General features: G+C 61.7%; 18 protein-coding genes. 13 read left to right on the plus strand and 5 right to left on the minus strand.

Annotated features, from left to right (window positions below):
• Window position 1: 1 nt before the first annotated feature.
• Entirely contained in the window at window positions 2–712 is a 711-nt protein-coding gene (locus tag QLG10_RS15965) for an ABC transporter ATP-binding protein (RefSeq protein WP_033043467.1), read from the minus strand.
• A gap of 136 nt (window positions 713–848) precedes the next feature.
• Window positions 849–1,433 (minus strand): DUF2796 domain-containing protein, encoded by a 585-nt coding sequence (locus QLG10_RS15970; RefSeq protein WP_188265186.1) that lies wholly within the window; start codon window positions 1,431–1,433, stop codon window positions 849–851.
• Window positions 1,434–1,569: 136 nt separating this feature from the next.
• Here QLG10_RS15970 and QLG10_RS15975 point away from each other — a divergent pair, with 136 nt between their 5' ends.
• Complete coding sequence (locus QLG10_RS15975; RefSeq protein WP_110755052.1) at window positions 1,570–1,908, plus strand: hypothetical protein; 339 nt, start codon at window positions 1,570–1,572, stop codon at window positions 1,906–1,908.
• 34 nt (window positions 1,909–1,942) lie between these two features.
• Here QLG10_RS15975 and trxA read toward each other — a convergent pair whose 3' ends face one another.
• The 3 genes from trxA to QLG10_RS15990 all read right to left on the minus strand — a co-directional run bounded on the left by trxA (window position 1,943) and on the right by QLG10_RS15990 (window position 4,052).
• Entirely contained in the window at window positions 1,943–2,815 is an 873-nt protein-coding gene (gene trxA, locus QLG10_RS15980) for a thioredoxin (RefSeq protein ID WP_008065763.1), read from the minus strand.
• Between the two features lie 128 nt (window positions 2,816–2,943).
• Window positions 2,944–3,597, minus strand: coding sequence for a 50S ribosomal protein L11 methyltransferase (locus tag QLG10_RS15985; protein ID WP_282487661.1), 654 nt, complete (start codon window positions 3,595–3,597; stop codon window positions 2,944–2,946).
• Window positions 3,594–4,052, minus strand: coding sequence for a YbaY family lipoprotein (locus tag QLG10_RS15990; RefSeq protein ID WP_110755076.1), 459 nt, complete (start codon window positions 4,050–4,052; stop codon window positions 3,594–3,596). The genes QLG10_RS15985 and QLG10_RS15990 overlap by 4 nt, the downstream gene beginning before the upstream one ends.
• A 127-nt stretch (window positions 4,053–4,179) precedes the next feature.
• Here QLG10_RS15990 and nrdR point away from each other — a divergent pair, with 127 nt between their 5' ends.
• The 12 genes from nrdR (at window position 4,180) to QLG10_RS16050 (ending at window position 12,958) form a co-directional block, all read left to right on the plus strand.
• Window positions 4,180–4,644, plus strand: a complete 465-nt coding sequence (gene nrdR / locus QLG10_RS15995) for a transcriptional regulator NrdR (protein WP_003228656.1) — start codon at window positions 4,180–4,182, stop codon at window positions 4,642–4,644.
• Window positions 4,641–5,774 carry a bifunctional diaminohydroxyphosphoribosylaminopyrimidine deaminase/5-amino-6-(5-phosphoribosylamino)uracil reductase RibD gene (ribD, locus tag QLG10_RS16000; RefSeq protein ID WP_282487662.1) on the plus strand — a complete coding sequence of 378 codons (1,134 nt, stop codon included), beginning with the start codon at window positions 4,641–4,643 and terminating at the stop codon, window positions 5,772–5,774. The genes nrdR and ribD overlap by 4 nt, the downstream gene beginning before the upstream one ends.
• Before the next feature lie 47 nt (window positions 5,775–5,821).
• Complete coding sequence (locus QLG10_RS16005) at window positions 5,822–6,487, plus strand: riboflavin synthase (protein WP_020796277.1); 666 nt, start codon at window positions 5,822–5,824, stop codon at window positions 6,485–6,487.
• A gap of 31 nt (window positions 6,488–6,518) precedes the next feature.
• Window positions 6,519–7,610, plus strand: a complete 1,092-nt coding sequence (ribBA, locus tag QLG10_RS16010; protein ID WP_020796278.1) for a bifunctional 3,4-dihydroxy-2-butanone-4-phosphate synthase/GTP cyclohydrolase II — start codon at window positions 6,519–6,521, stop codon at window positions 7,608–7,610.
• Between the two features lie 91 nt (window positions 7,611–7,701).
• Entirely contained in the window at window positions 7,702–8,178 is a 477-nt protein-coding gene (ribE, locus tag QLG10_RS16015) for a 6,7-dimethyl-8-ribityllumazine synthase (protein WP_003228649.1), read from the plus strand.
• Complete coding sequence (gene nusB, locus QLG10_RS16020) at window positions 8,175–8,675, plus strand: transcription antitermination factor NusB (RefSeq protein ID WP_008000432.1); 501 nt, start codon at window positions 8,175–8,177, stop codon at window positions 8,673–8,675. Before ribE ends, nusB begins: the two co-directional genes overlap by 4 nt.
• Before the next feature lie 28 nt (window positions 8,676–8,703).
• Window positions 8,704–9,669: a thiamine-phosphate kinase gene (thiL, locus tag QLG10_RS16025; RefSeq protein WP_188265183.1), complete on the plus strand. Its 966-nt coding sequence runs from the start codon at window positions 8,704–8,706 to the stop codon at window positions 9,667–9,669.
• Entirely contained in the window at window positions 9,666–10,169 is a 504-nt protein-coding gene (locus tag QLG10_RS16030; protein ID WP_008059518.1) for a phosphatidylglycerophosphatase A, read from the plus strand. Before thiL ends, QLG10_RS16030 begins: the two co-directional genes overlap by 4 nt.
• Before the next feature lie 23 nt (window positions 10,170–10,192).
• Window positions 10,193–10,930: a transporter substrate-binding domain-containing protein gene (locus tag QLG10_RS16035; protein WP_282487663.1), complete on the plus strand. Its 738-nt coding sequence runs from the start codon at window positions 10,193–10,195 to the stop codon at window positions 10,928–10,930.
• A gap of 194 nt (window positions 10,931–11,124) precedes the next feature.
• Window positions 11,125–11,742, plus strand: a complete 618-nt coding sequence (gene ribA / locus QLG10_RS16040) for a GTP cyclohydrolase II (RefSeq protein WP_008059515.1) — start codon at window positions 11,125–11,127, stop codon at window positions 11,740–11,742.
• Window positions 11,739–12,158 (plus strand): MFS transporter, encoded by a 420-nt coding sequence (locus QLG10_RS16045; protein WP_110755058.1) that lies wholly within the window; start codon window positions 11,739–11,741, stop codon window positions 12,156–12,158. Before ribA ends, QLG10_RS16045 begins: the two co-directional genes overlap by 4 nt.
• Window positions 12,158–12,958 (plus strand): cobalamin-binding protein, encoded by an 801-nt coding sequence (locus QLG10_RS16050; RefSeq protein ID WP_110755059.1) that lies wholly within the window; start codon window positions 12,158–12,160, stop codon window positions 12,956–12,958. Before QLG10_RS16045 ends, QLG10_RS16050 begins: the two co-directional genes overlap by 1 nt.
• Window positions 12,959–12,974: the final 16 nt, after the last annotated feature.

The raw sequence follows: 12,974 nt of genomic DNA on the forward strand, positions 1-12,974 counted from the left end.
CTCAAACCTCGAAAGACGTGGCGGCGCGATTGAGTTCGGCCAGCGACAGGTGGCGGTCGAACAGCGGCGCCAGGCTCTGGTCATGGCTGACGAACAACAGGCTCGACCCGGCTTCGCGGCATTCGGCGAACAGCAGGCGAATGAAGTTCTCCCGGGCGTCGTAGTCGAGGGCCGAGGTCGGCTCATCGGCGATCACCAGTTCCGGTTGACCGATCAGCGCGCGCGCGGCGGCCACTCGTTGTTGCTGGCCGATGGACAGGGAGTCGGCGCGGCGAGCGAGGATGTTGTCGTCCTTCAAACCCAAATGGGCGAGCAGGGTGGCGGCGGCCTGATCGATGCTGCCGTGGCGCTGTTTTGCCCGCTCGGCGCGCAGTTTCGAGAAGTGGCAGGGCAGTTCGACGTTCTCGCGCACTGACAGAAATGGCAGCAAGTTGAACTGCTGGAAAATGTAGCCGGTGTGATCGACGCGAAAGTGATCGCGGGCCCCGGCAGAGAGTGCCGTCAGCTCCTGGCCGAGCAGGCGAATGCTGCCGCGATCGGGCTTTTGCACACCGCCGAGCAGGCCGAGCAGGGTGGTCTTGCCGCTGCCGCTGGGGCCCTTGAGGAACAGGGTTTCCCCCGGTTCCAGGCGAAACGCCGGGATATCCAGCAATGGCGGATGACCGGGCCAGCTGAAGCCCAGGTCGGACAGTTCGATGAGTGCTTGGGTCATGGCGCCGATTTTATGAATGTTGATTAACCTGTGGGAGCGGGCTTGCTCGCGAAGGGGGAGTGTCAGTCGACATCTATGTTGCATGACACACTGCCTTCGCGAGCAAGCCCGCTCCCACATTGGTTTTGAAGTGAATTCAGAATTTGAGGGCGGCAGCCTTCGCCGTCACTTCAACCCCTTGCTGCCCGCTCGGGCCGATCAGTTGTACCTGAATTTTCTGGGTCGCCGGGAATGTGTTGAAGATATTCGCCAGGTCCAGGGTTTTCAGCGCAGCGGGTGTCGTGCAGGTGAACTGGTAGTGGGCGTGGATTTCGCTGTGATCGTGGTGATGCTCATCCTTGGCATCTTTGTCGTGATCGTCGTCGGCGTCCGGCTTGTCACCAAAGAGGGGGCTTTGCAATTTCTGAGAAGCCACCCCACAACCGGCTGCTGTCGGCAGGTTGAACAACGCCAAGGGTTTTTCAAGCTGACTGCGGACTGCGGCGACCTTGGCCTTGTCAGCGTCGGTGGTGGCGGCATGCTCGAACCCCACCAGGTTCATCGCCGGACTTTCCAGCTCCAGCTCCAGGGTCTGGCCGTCCAGCGCCGCGTTCAGGCGCCCGACGCCGTGCTCGTGGGCGCCGAGGCTGCCGTGCTCATGGTCGTGATCATGTTCGTCGGCGGCATGGGCGACAGCCAGCGGCAACAAGGCAAACGGCAGGGCGAGAAGCAAGCGGCGCATGGCGAGTCTCCGAAAGACAAGATGAAAAAAATGTTATGTAATCTTATAACGTTAGTGCGCGAATTGTGACTGTCAGCTTGGCGTTGCACAAGCCCCATGGGAGCATGGACATGAAGAAATGTTCGGGAGCTGACTCATGTTGCGAATTCGCGGAAGCATCGGCGACTGGCCGGTGGATTTGACGCTGGAGATGGATGACGCCGATTGGGCGCGGCTGGGTGCGCAACTGCAGGTGGAAAAAACCGAAGTCAGTGCCCCAGCGGCGAAACCGCTGAATCAGGACGACGCGCTGTGGCAGGTTGCCAGGGATTTGCTGCGCAAGGCCGGGCAATTGAGCGGGCCGGACTTGCTCGATCAGCTGGAAGGGCTGGCCGGCAGTGCGGCGGCGGGCAAGCGCCTGTTGGTGCGCTTGCGTCATAGTGCGGATGTAAAAGTCGAGAGCGGCGGCGATACGCCGATTTATCGCTGGCTGTAGGAGCGAGCATGCTCGCTCCTACAGGACGGGGCTGTTAATACAACGCAGCAAAGAGCTTGCGGCGGTAGGTCGTCACCAACGGATGATCGTTCCCCAGCAGTTCGAACACCTGCAGCAAGGTCTTGTGCGGCAAACCTTCGCTGTAGCTGCGGTTGCGGATGAACAACTTGAGCAGGCCATCCAGCGCCGCGTCGTACTGCTGGCGCGCAAGTTGTTGCACGGCCAGTTGGTAGACCGCTTCATCGTCCTGTGGGTTTTTTGCCAGGCGCGCTTTCAGGTCGGCGGCATCCGGCAAATCCTTGGCCTGGCCGAGGAACTTGATCTGCGCCTTGGCGCCGGCCAGGGCGGCCTTGTGTTCATCGCTCTTGACCGCGTCGAGTACGGCTTGCGCCTCGCCCAGCTCACCGCGCTCGGTGAGGCAGCGGGCGTAAAGAATCAGCGCCTTGGCATTGGTGTTGTCTTCGCCCAGCAGCACTTTGAGCAGGGCTTCCGCATCGGCGAAGCGGCTGTCATCGAACAAGGCCTGGGCCTGTTCGAACGGATCGGCGGCCGCCGGTGGCGGCATTTGGACATGGGGCTCGAGCAGCGCCCGCACGGCCGACTCCGGCTGCGCACCGGCAAAACCATCGACCGGCTGGCCATCCTTGAACAGCACCACGGTCGGCAGGCTGCGAATACCGAAGCGGGCGACGATGTCCTGTTCGAGGTCGCAGTTGACCTTGGCCAGCAGCAGTTCGCCCTGATAGCTCTCGGCAATGGTCTGCAGCATCGGCATCAGCACCTTGCAGGGCGCACACCATTCGGCCCAGAAATCCACCAGCACCGGTTTGTGAAAGGAGTTCTCGATCACCGACTGGTCGAAATCGGCAGTCGTGGCGTCGAAGATGTACGGCGTTTGCTGACTCATGGGGGATCTCTTGGAAGCGTGAATGTGCTCACTATAAGGGCTGGCGCAAAAGATCGCAGCCTTCGGCAGCTCCTGCAGGATCGGGTTTACACACGGCCAATGTAGGAGCTGCCGAAGGCTGCGATCTTTTAACGGTTTGCGTGGTAGAGGCTCACATGCCGAAACTCTTCGGGCTCACACAGATCCGGCAAGGTCATGGCTTCGAGCATTTCAATGCGCCGGTACAACGGATGCCGGAAATCCCGTACCCGCGAGTCCGCCACCAGCGCTTCCCGGCCACGACTGAGGAACTCATCGAGCAGCGGCAAATTCGCCCGGTCGTACAGCACATCCGCCACCAGGATCAGGTCAAAACGGTCGTCTTCGGCGAAAAAATCCGTCGAGTAAGTGAGCGCTACGTTATTGAGTTCGGCATTCGCCCGACAGGCGGCAATCGCCAGCGGGTCAAGGTCGCAGGCCACCACTTCCAGCGCCCCGGCCTTGACCGCGGCAATCCCCGCGACCCCGGAGCCGGCACCGAAGTCCAGCACCCTTTTGCCTTCGACCCAATGCCGGTTCTGCGCCAGATAGCGAGCCACGGCCAGACCGCTGGCCCAGCAGAAACTCCAGTACGGCGGCTCATGCAGAATGCGCCGGGTCTCTTCCGGGCTGAAGGCGCGGTCCATGTTGTCGCCATCGATCAGCCACAGCTGCAGATCAGTCTCCGGCAGCCCACAGGCGACCAGTCGCGCATCGCCGAGCAGTTCACCCAACGCCTGTTGCAGGTCCAGCGGCGTCTTCATGGCGCTTTGACGAATTGCAGCTGGCCCAGCGCCTGGGTGGTCGGCTGATAGATGCGCTGTGACGGCAGGTGCAGGATCAGTTGGCCGGACTGGCTGGCGCGGCCGCGCAGTTCAACACGGGCGCCGGCCGGGAACGATTCTGGATTGAAGCGCAGATGAAACGGCAATGCCTGGTTGGTGCCGATCAGGTTGGAACTGGCGAGCAATTGTTGCGGACGGTCCTTGTCGTCGATCACCAGCAGGGCCAGCTCGACTTCGGCGCCATCCGGGACGCCTTGCAGGGTGCCGCTCAATTCACGTTGATGGGCCGGCAAAGGACCGAGGTTGGCCGACTCTCGGGCTTTTTTCTGCGCTTGTTGTGGCGCAGGGCCAGGCGTTGGCGGCTGGGGGGCATCGCTGCTGCAAGCCACCAACAGGCTTAAAAGGCTGAGCAAAACGAGCGGTCGTAACGGCATTGGCAGCTCCGGAAGGGTGAAATCCATGGATCCAGTGATCATCCCGTCTGTATACCGCAAACCCTATGGCTTGTCTTGCCACCCGGATGCGCTACCATGGCCCTCCCTTTTTTTGTTGCCTGCCACCATGCACTGTCCCTTCTGCGGTGCCAACGACACCAAGGTCATCGACTCGCGTCTGGTCGCCGAGGGCGAACAGGTACGCCGCCGGCGCGAATGCCTGGCCTGCGGCGAACGTTTCACGACGTTCGAAACCGCTGAACTGGTGTTGCCGCGCCTGATCAAAACCGACGGCAGTCGCCAGCCGTTCGACGAAGAAAAACTCCGCGCCGGCATGCAGCGTGCGCTGGAAAAGCGCCCGGTGAGTGTCGAGCGCCTCGAATCGTCGCTGGTGCACATCAAACACAAACTGCGCGCCACCGGCGAGCGTGAGGTCAAGTCCCTCGTGGTCGGTGAACTGGTGATGGCCGAGCTGCAAAAGCTCGACGAAGTCGCCTACATCCGCTTCGCTTCGGTGTATCGCCGCTTCCAGGACCTCAATGAGTTCCGCGAAGAGATCGATCGCCTGGCCCGGGAACCGGTGAAAGAATGACCACGTCCGCTGAGCTTGCCATCCTCGACGCCCACTACATGGCCCGCGCGCTGGAGTTGGCACGCAAAGGTCATTACACCACGCACCCCAACCCGCGGGTCGGCTGCGTGATCGTGCGCGACGGGCAGATCGTCGGCGAAGGCTGGCACGAGCGCGCCGGTGAGCCCCATGCCGAAGTCCACGCCTTGCACGCTGCCGGTGAGCTGGCCCGTGGTGCTACCGCCTACGTGACCCTCGAACCCTGCAGTCACCACGGTCGCACGCCTCCGTGCGCCGATGCGTTGGTGAACGCCGGTGTGGCGCGGGTCGTGGCGGCGATGCAGGACCCGAACCCGGAAGTGGCCGGACGTGGCCTGCAACGCCTGGCCCAGGCCGGCATCGCCACTGAAAGCGGTGTGCTGGAGGGTGAAGCGCGAAAGCTCAATCAGGGCTTCCTCAAGCGCATGGAACATGGCTTGCCGTTCGTGCGGGTCAAGTTGGCCATGAGCCTGGACGGTCGCACGGCGATGGAAAGCGGCGAAAGCCAATGGATCACCGGCCCCGCGGCACGTTCGGCGGTACAACGCCTGCGTGCCCAGGCCAGTGTGGTGCTGACCGGTGCCGACACCGTGCTGGCAGACAACGCCCGCTTGACCGTGCGCGCCGATGAGCTGGGCCTGGATGCCGATCAAACCGCTTTGGTCATGAGCCGTCCGCCGCTACGCGTACTGGTCGACGGGCGTCTGCGCGTACCGTTGGATGCCCCGTTCTTCAAGGCCGGCCCGGTGCTGGTCGCCACCTGTGTAGCGGTGGAAGAGCAATACGCCAATGGCCCGGAATGCTTGATCGTGCCTGGCTACGACGGTCAGGTCGATCTGCGTCAGCTACTGGTCGAACTCGCCCACCGTGGCGTCAACGAGGTGCTGGTGGAGGCCGGTCCACGGCTGGCCGGTGCTTTCGCTCAACTCGGTTTGGTGGATGAGTTCCAGATTTTCATTGCCGGCAAGTTTTTTGGCTCTTCGGCGCGGCCGCTGCTGGACTGGCCGCTCGCGCAGATGAAGGATGCACCCGAGCTCAAAATCACCGAAATTCGCGCGGTGGGCGATGACTGGCGAGTCACCGCCATTCCTTCACCGGCAGCGAGCGTATAATTTCCGGCCATCGCTACAGCGCTGGCTCTGTTCTCGAGGAGAACCCCATGTTCACCGGCATCATCGAATCCATCGGCAGTATTCGCGCATTGACCCCTAAAGGCGGAGATGTACGGGTCCACGTCGAAACCGGCAAGCTCGACCTGAGCGACGTCAAACTGGGCGACAGCATCGCGGTCAACGGCGTGTGCCTGACCGCCGTTGAACTGCCGGGCAATGGTTTTGCGGCTGACGTCAGTCGTGAAACCCTCGACTGCACCGCCATGAATGACCTCAAGAGCGGCAGCCCGGTCAATCTTGAGAAAGCCCTTACCCCGACTACACGCCTGGGCGGGCACCTGGTCAGTGGCCACGTCGACGGAGTGGGCGAAGTCGTTGCCCGTACCGAGAACGCCCGTGCCGTGGAGTTCCGCATCCGCGCGCCGAAGGACCTGGCCAAGTACATCGCCCATAAAGGCTCGATCACCGTCGACGGCACCAGCCTGACCGTGAACGCGGTCGATGGCGCCGAGTTCCTGCTGACGATCATTCCGCACACCCTGAGCGAAACCATCATGGCGTCTTACCAGCCAGGCCGCCGGGTGAACCTGGAAGTGGACTTGCTGGCCCGTTACCTGGAGCGTCTGCTGCTGGGCGACAAGGCCGCTGAGCCAACTACCGGCAGCAACATTACCGAAAGCTTTCTCGCCGCCAACGGCTACCTCAAATCCTGAAACTCAATTTCTAAAAGAATGGGGGTGCCTTGTGGCGCTCAATAGCATCGAAGAACTGGTTGAAGACATCCGCCAAGGCAAGATGGTCATCCTCATGGATGACGAAGACCGCGAGAACGAAGGCGACCTGATCATGGCCGCCGAGTGCTGTCAGGCCGAACACATCAACTTCATGGCCAAGCACGCCCGTGGCCTGATCTGCATGCCGATGACCCGCGAGCGCTGTGAACTGCTCAAGCTGCCACTGATGGCTCCGCGCAACGGCTCCGGTTTCGGCACCAAGTTCACCGTATCGATCGAAGCGGCCACAGGCGTCACCACTGGCATCTCTGCCGCCGACCGTGCGCGCACCGTGCAAGCGGCTGCCGCCCGTGATGCCAAGGCTGAAGACATCGTCAGTCCCGGCCACATTTTCCCGCTGATGGCCCAGGCCGGCGGCACCCTGGCCCGCGCCGGCCACACTGAAGCCGCGTGCGATCTGGCGCGCATGGCCGGTTTCGAGCCGAGCGGGGTGATCTGCGAAGTGATGAACGACGACGGCACCATGTCCCGTCGTGCCGAACTGGAAGCCTTTGCGGCTGAACACAACATCAAGATCGGCACCATCGCCGACCTGATTCACTACCGGATGATCCACGAACGTACCGTTCAGCGGATTGCCGAGCAGCCTCTGGACAGCGAACTGGGCCAATTCAACCTGGTGACCTATCGTGATTCCGTGGAAGGTGACGTGCACATGGCCCTGACCTTGGGCAATGTCTGCGCCGAAGAACCGACCCTGGTGCGCGTGCACAATATGGACCCGCTGCGCGACCTGCTGATGGTCAAGCAGCCGGGCCGCTGGAGCCTGCGCGCCGCCATGTCCGCGGTTGCCGAGGCCGGCAGCGGCGTGGTGCTGTTGCTCGGACACCCGCTCGATGGCGACGTGTTACTGGCGCATATCCGCGAAACCGCAGACCACGCGGCGGTGAAAAAACCGACCACCTACAGCACCGTGGGTGCCGGTTCGCAGATCCTGCGCGACCTGGGCGTACGCAAAATGCGCTTGATGTCGGCACCGATGAAATTTAATGCGATATCCGGTTTCGATCTGGAAGTTGTAGAATACGTGCCCTCCGAATAATGACCGGTTGTTTCCGGCCTTGAATTCGCGGTTCAAATATCACCGAGGGGCGCGTACGAGACGCGTCCCGGCTCTTTAAGAGATCTATCGAATGACCCTGAAGACCATCGAAGGTACCTTCATCGCCCCTAAAGGCCGCTATGCTTTGGTAGTAGGCCGTTTCAACAGTTTCGTCGTTGAAAGCCTGGTCAGCGGTGCTGTTGATGCCCTGGTTCGCCATGGCGTGAGCGAAAGCGACATCACCATCATCCGCGCCCCTGGCGCCTTCGAAATTCCGCTGGTTGCGCAGAAAGTCGCTCAGAAGGGCGAGTTCGCGGCAATCATCGCCCTGGGCGCGGTCATTCGTGGCGGTACTCCGCACTTCGAATACGTGGCTGGCGAGTGCACCAAGGGCCTGGCCCAGGTGTCCATGGAGTTCGGCGTACCGGTCGCTTTCGGCGTCCTGACCGTCGATTCCATCGAGCAAGCCATTGAACGTTCCGGCACCAAGGCCGGGAACAAAGGTGCCGAAGCTGCCCTGTCCGCTCTGGAAATGGTCAGCCTGCTGGCGCAGTTGGAGGCCAAGTGATTAGCGACGAAAGCGATCGTTTCAACCCGCGCGATCCAAAACCTGCGGATGCTGGCAAGCCATCGAAAAGCGTCAAGCGTCGCGAAGCCCGTCAGCTCGCGACTCAGGCGCTGTACCAATGGCACATGGCCAAGCAATCGCTGAACGAGATCGAAGCACAGTTCCGGGTCGATAACGATTTCACCGATGTCGATGGTGCGTATTTCCGCGAAATCCTGCACGGGGTTCCGCAGTTCAAGACCGAAATCGACACCGCGCTCAAGCCTTGCCTGGACTTGACCATCGAAGAGCTGGACCCGGTTGAACTGGCGGTTCTGCGCCTGTCCACCTGGGAGCTGCTCAAGCGTGTCGACGTCCCGTATCGCGTTGTGATCAACGAAGGGATCGAACTGGCCAAGGTCTTTGGTTCTACCGATGGCCACAAGTTCGTCAACGGTGTGCTCGACAAGCTGGCCCCGCGTCTGCGTGAAGCTGAAGTGAAGGCGTTCAAGCGCTGATTGGCGCTTGGAATGTCGACACGAAGCCATGGGCGAGTTTGAGCTGATCCGCAATTTCTTCGCCGCCGCGCCTTGTGCGCAGGGCGGTGAAGGCGTTGCCCTCGGGATTGGCGATGACTGTGCCTTGCTGGCTGTTCCTCCCGGGGAGCAGTTGGCGATTTCTACCGATACCCTGGTGGCCGGCGTACATTTCGCCGACCCCTGCGATCCATTCCTGCTCGGTCAGCGCTCGCTGGCCGTGGCGGTCAGCGACTTGGCTGCCATGGGCGCCACGCCCGTTGCCTTTACCCTTGCCCTGACCTTGCCGACGGTGACCGCCGATTGGTTGCAGGCTTATGCCCGTGGTTTGAACCTTATGGCGTCGAGCTGCGGCGTGGCGCTGGTGGGCGGCGATACCACCCGCGGGCCGCTGAGCCTGACCATGACGGTGTTCGGGCGCGTGCCGGGTGGTTTGGCGCTGACCCGCAGCGGTGCGCGGCCGGGCGACCTGCTGTGTGTGGGCGGCAACCTTGGCAATGCCGCCGGTGCCTTGCCATTGGTGCTCGGCCAGCGCACGGCCCAAGCGCGCATTGCCGAGCCGCTGCTGGCGCATTACTGGTCGCCGCAACCGCAGCTTGGATTGGGTCAGGCGCTGCGTGGCAAGGCCACTTCGGCCCTGGATATCTCCGATGGTCTGCTCGCGGATTGCGGGCATATCGCGCTGGCCTCGAAGGTCGGCATCGAAGTCGAGCGAGATCGCTTGCCGCTGTCGCAAAGCCTGGTCGATTTTCTTGGACTGGCGCACGCACAGGTTGCGGCCCTGAGTGGCGGCGACGACTACGTACTGGCTTTCACCCTACCGTCTGTCGAATTGCCGCTGTTGCTGGCCGACGGCTGGCCGATCCATGTGGTCGGGCGGGTGGTAGCAGGGCAGGGCGTGACGCTGCTGGACGCCGACGGCAAGGACATCACCCCGCAAACCCGGGGCTACCAACATTTTCGGGAGACACCGTGACAGATCACCCCAAACAGGTTCCGGCGGAGTTCGTACCGCCATCGGTCTGGCGCAATCCCTGGCATTTCCTGGCGTTCGGCTTTGGCTCGGGCACCTTGCCAAAGGCTCCGGGCACCTGGGGGTCGCTGGTTGCGCTACCCTTTATCCCGTTATGGCAGATGCTGCCCGACTGGGGTTACTGGTTGATGCTGGGCATTACCATGCTGTTCGGCTTCTGGCTGTGCGGCAAGGTGGCCGATGATTTACGGGTACACGACCACGAAGGTATCGTCTGGGACGAGATGGTCGGAATGTGGATCACCCTGTGGCTGGTGCCGGAAGGTTGGCAGTGGCTGCTGGCAGGATTCTTGATGTTTCGCTTCTTCGACATCCTCAAGCCGTGGCCGATTCACTGGGTTGACCGGCATGTGCACGGAGGCGTTGGTATCATGCTCGATGACGTGTTGGCTGGAGTGTTTGCGTGGTTGGCGATGCAGGGGCTGGTATGGATTTTCGCCTGAGGGATTAATTGGGAGAACTAGGGATGGCTCGACGCTGGTGGGTAGCGATGGTGTTGGCGGTATTTGGTGCACTCGCCCAGGCGGAGGAAGCAACCCCCACGCCGTCCGTGATTCATCTGGCCAGCGAAGACTGGGAAGACTATACCGCTGCCGACGGCCACGGCCTGGGTTGGGACCTGTTGCGCAAGATCTTCGAGCCGGCGGGGGTAAAGCTGGACATCCGCAGCGAACCCTATGTGCGCTCGATGGGCCTGGCCGAGCGGGGTGAAGTCGATGCATGTGTCGGTTCCTACCATGAAGAATCCAGCGATGTGCTTTATCCGCACTGGAACTTCGATACCGACCATATCTACGCCCTGGGCCTGGCCAGCAGCCCGCAACCGACCCCGCAAACCCTGGGCAATTACCGTCTGGCGTGGGTGCGTGGCTACGATTACCAACATTATCTGCCCAATGTCCGTCGCTACAACGAAGTACTACGTCGTACTGGCATCGTTTCGATGCTGACGCAGAACCGCGCCGACTTCTACATAGACGCACTGACCGAAGTCGATTGGGTGCTCAGTCGGGCAAAGGATCCTTCCCAGTTCCGCCGCACGCATATCGCCGAATTACCGTTGTACCTGTGCTTTGCCAAGACCCCGACGGCCCGCAGCCTGATGGTGTTGTTCGACCAACGCATGGCGCAGTTGGTTAAAAGCGGAGAGCTCAAACCGATCTTCGAGCGCTGGAAACAACCCTACCCGTTCGATGAGGAATAACCTGTAGGAGCTGCCGCAGGCTGCGATCTTTTGATCTTAAAATACAAAATCAAAAGATCGCAGCCTGCGGCAGCTCCTGCAGAGATCAAACTTTTTGATCGTTATGGCCGATAATTCAGCCTAAGCGTCGGTTGGAACCTGCTGTTACAATGCCGGCCTGCGAATCTTCAGACTTTTAGATCAGGAGCACACCGGTGCCTGTCGTTTTTGTCGCCGCTTCCAAGCTGCCAACGCCTTTTGCGCAATTCATCATGCACGGCTTTCTCGATGAGGCCACCGGCCGCGAGCACGTCGTGCTGAGCCTGGGTGAGATCGCCGATGGTGCCCCGGTACTCGGTCGGTTGCACTCCGAGTGCCTGACGGGCGACGCCTTGTTCAGTCAGCGTTGCGACTGCGGCTCGCAACTTGAGGCTGCGCTGCAGGCCATCGCTCGTGAAGGTCGGGGCGTATTGTTGTATTTGCGCCAGGAAGGCCGTGGCATTGGCCTGCTGAACAAGATCCGCGCCTATGAGCTGCAGGACGGCGGTGCCGACACCGTTGAGGCCAACGAGCGCCTGGGCTTTGCCGCCGACCAGCGCGATTACGCCATGTGCCTGCCGATGCTTGAGCACCTGGGGGTGAAATCCCTGCGCCTGATGACCAACAACCCACGCAAGGTCAAAGCCTTGACCGACATGGGCATCGCGGTTGCCGAGCGCGTGCCGCTGCACACGGGTCACAATCCGCACAACAAACTCTACCTGGCAACCAAGGCCAGCAAACTCGACCATATGATGGGTAATGAACATCAGGGCGAGGTAGACCGGGCGTGACGCGCGGCCAGGTACGGCGGCGACTGTCCGTCAGCTGGTGGCAATACCTGGCGTTGGCCTTGTTGCCGCTGTTCGTGATCAACGCGGTGTTTGGCCAGGGTGAAGCCATACTGCCGGTTCTGGCAATGCCGTTGTTCATCGCCGGTGTCGCCTCGATGTTTGTCAGCCTGAAGTTTTTTGGCGGCTATAAACATGCGTTGATCGCCACCCAGAAAGCCCTCGATACCCCTGAAGAGCCTGGTGCCTGGATCCGCCTGGCGGCCAAGCGGCGCACGGCGTTCCTCGCAGCCGGCCTGCCGGCCTGGATCGGTGCATTGGCGGTGTTTGTCGGTCTCGAAGCGGTGCCGCTGATGCTGCTGGCGCTGTCAACCGCGGTGCTGTTCTACCTCTACCGAATTCCACGTCAGCTCGGTTGATGCGCCCTGTCTGGCTGGCGGTTTTGCTGCTGGCGATCAGCGGCTCGGCCATGGCGGTCGAACGGGTTGTCAGCCTCGCTCCGTCCCTCACTGAAATGGTCGTCGAACTGGGTTCGGCCGACTTGCTGGTCGGCGTGCTGGATGCCGGTGAGCGTCCCGCTGAACTCAAGGACTTGCCCTCCGTGGGGCGCTACGGCCAGTTGGACATGGAACGTTTGCTCAGCCTCAAGCCTGATTTGTTGCTGCTCTGGCCCGGCAGTGTCGGCCCCGCCCAGCGTGAACAACTCAAGCGCTTGAACATCCCGACGTACGTCGCTGAACCCCATGATTTCGCGCAACTCACCGCACAGATCGAAGCCATTGCCTCGCAACTCGGGCGGCCTGAGCGTGGGGCGGTATTGGCCAACGATTTGCGTCAACGCCTGGCGCAGCTGCGTCAACGCTATCGGCGGGACCAGCCGTTGCGTGTGTTCTACCAAGTCTGGGATAAGCCGCTATACACCGTAGGCGGAGGGCAGATCATCAGCGCTGCGCTTGAAGTCTGTGGGGCGCAAAACGTATTCGGCGACCAGACACTCCCCGCGCCGCAAATCAGTGTCGAAGCGGTCCTGCAGCGCGATCCCGAGGTGATTCTGGCCGGTGATCAGGCGCAACTTGATGCGTGGAAGGCATGGCCGCAGGTGGCGGCGGTGCGGCAGGGGCAGTTGCGGTTGGTCACGGACAAGGGGCTGGAGCGACCGAGCGGGCAGATGGTCGACGCGACGGCCAAGTTGTGCCGCGAGATTGCACCTGACCGCTGAGACCGAGGTGCGGCCT

This window comes from Pseudomonas sp. V98_8, assembly GCF_029967975.1.
Classification (GTDB): Bacteria; Pseudomonadota; Gammaproteobacteria; order Pseudomonadales; family Pseudomonadaceae; genus Aquipseudomonas; species Aquipseudomonas umsongensis.

What these genes read in the sequence shown, in the direction of transcription:
- QLG10_RS15965 (WP_033043467.1), bottom strand. Translation starts at nt 712, where the DNA reads ATGACCCAAGCACTCATCGAACTGTCCGACCTGGGCTTCAGCTGGCCC.
- QLG10_RS15970 (WP_188265186.1), bottom strand. Translation starts at nt 1,433, where the DNA reads ATGCGCCGCTTGCTTCTCGCCCTGCCGTTTGCCTTGTTGCCGCTGGCT.
- QLG10_RS15975 (WP_110755052.1), top strand. Translation starts at nt 1,570, where the DNA reads ATGTTGCGAATTCGCGGAAGCATCGGCGACTGGCCGGTGGATTTGACG.
- trxA (WP_008065763.1), bottom strand. Translation starts at nt 2,815, where the DNA reads ATGAGTCAGCAAACGCCGTACATCTTCGACGCCACGACTGCCGATTTC.
- QLG10_RS15985 (WP_282487661.1), bottom strand. Translation starts at nt 3,597, where the DNA reads ATGAAGACGCCGCTGGACCTGCAACAGGCGTTGGGTGAACTGCTCGGC.
- QLG10_RS15990 (WP_110755076.1), bottom strand. Translation starts at nt 4,052, where the DNA reads ATGCCGTTACGACCGCTCGTTTTGCTCAGCCTTTTAAGCCTGTTGGTG.
- nrdR (WP_003228656.1), top strand. Translation starts at nt 4,180, where the DNA reads ATGCACTGTCCCTTCTGCGGTGCCAACGACACCAAGGTCATCGACTCG.
- ribD (WP_282487662.1), top strand. Translation starts at nt 4,641, where the DNA reads ATGACCACGTCCGCTGAGCTTGCCATCCTCGACGCCCACTACATGGCC.
- QLG10_RS16005 (WP_020796277.1), top strand. Translation starts at nt 5,822, where the DNA reads ATGTTCACCGGCATCATCGAATCCATCGGCAGTATTCGCGCATTGACC.
- ribE (WP_003228649.1), top strand. Translation starts at nt 7,702, where the DNA reads ATGACCCTGAAGACCATCGAAGGTACCTTCATCGCCCCTAAAGGCCGC.
- thiL (WP_188265183.1), top strand. Translation starts at nt 8,704, where the DNA reads ATGGGCGAGTTTGAGCTGATCCGCAATTTCTTCGCCGCCGCGCCTTGT.
- QLG10_RS16035 (WP_282487663.1), top strand. Translation starts at nt 10,193, where the DNA reads ATGGCTCGACGCTGGTGGGTAGCGATGGTGTTGGCGGTATTTGGTGCA.
- QLG10_RS16050 (WP_110755059.1), top strand. Translation starts at nt 12,158, where the DNA reads ATGCGCCCTGTCTGGCTGGCGGTTTTGCTGCTGGCGATCAGCGGCTCG.